Origin of the sequence: Mesorhizobium sp. M7A.F.Ca.US.011.01.1.1, assembly GCF_003998295.1 — a bacterium.
In the GTDB taxonomy this organism is placed as follows: domain Bacteria; phylum Pseudomonadota; class Alphaproteobacteria; order Rhizobiales; family Rhizobiaceae; genus Mesorhizobium.
Genome location: NZ_RZRT01000198.1, coordinates 1 through 898 on the forward strand (window position 1 = coordinate 1; position 898 = coordinate 898).

The 898-nt window shown below is 58.2% G+C and carries 1 protein-coding gene; it reads left to right on the top strand.

Annotated elements, in window-relative coordinates:
• Positions 1–560 precede the first annotated feature (560 nt).
• Positions 561–842 carry an acyl carrier protein gene (locus tag EOA13_RS37290; RefSeq protein ID WP_029356603.1) on the top strand — a complete coding sequence of 94 codons (282 nt, stop codon included), beginning with the start codon at positions 561–563 and terminating at the stop codon, positions 840–842.
• Positions 843–898 lie beyond the last annotated feature (56 nt).

Consider the following 898-nt stretch of genomic DNA (forward strand, 5'->3'; position numbering starts at 1 on the left):
GGCCGCACTCATGACCGGCTGGGCTCGGTTAATCCTGCATGCCGCGCCCATGAGGTTACTTGTCCGGAGTGCGTCGAGCACAACGAGGAGATGTAGTTCACGATCTTTGAAAAGCGTGGTCAACCATCCAAAGTGTGGATGCCTTTCATCGAAACAAACGATTTCATCAATGTTCTGGAATCCTGCATGGGCAGAAGCACCTGATGGACACCGATGCCCCCACTGCCTCATGGCGTGGCGAGCGTCTTAAGAAACCGCCCGAAAGGAGATTTTTCATGCGCTCTACCGGGCAGTGGAGTGCTGGGAAAGGGAGTTGCAACTGACCGGCCATGTCAAACTGTCCGACTTCTTCCGAGCCTATGGACAGACCGGGAGACGCGCACGTGTAGCGGCTCACATCGTCATACTGCACCTACGCCACACACCGGCCGGACCTGATCCGGCTTTATGAGCATTGGGTTTTGTCAGTTGCCCAAGCGTGATGGCTTTCGCGACGCGGCGCGCCTCAGGAACTGAGCCGCGTCCAGGTCGAAACGCGGGAAAGAAAGACAGGAAACAGAATGGCCGATCAATTCGCAACGGACGTCATTGCCCTGATCAAGAAACGCGCCGAGTCGGAGAGCGGTGAGGGAATGCCTGCGTCATTCGTCGGCGAGATAACAATCGCCACGGAACTGGACGCGCTCGGGTTCGATTCGCTGGGTTTGGCGGACGTCCTCTGGGATGTGGAGCAGGCCTACGGCATCAAGATCGACATGAACACGGCCGATGCCTGGTCCAATCTCAAGAATGTCGGCGACGTCGTGGAAGCCGTCCGCGGCTTGCTTGCGAAGGAGGCTTGAATGGACAGGCGCGTCGTTATCACCGGAGTGGGCGGCCTGTGCGGACTGGGCACCGA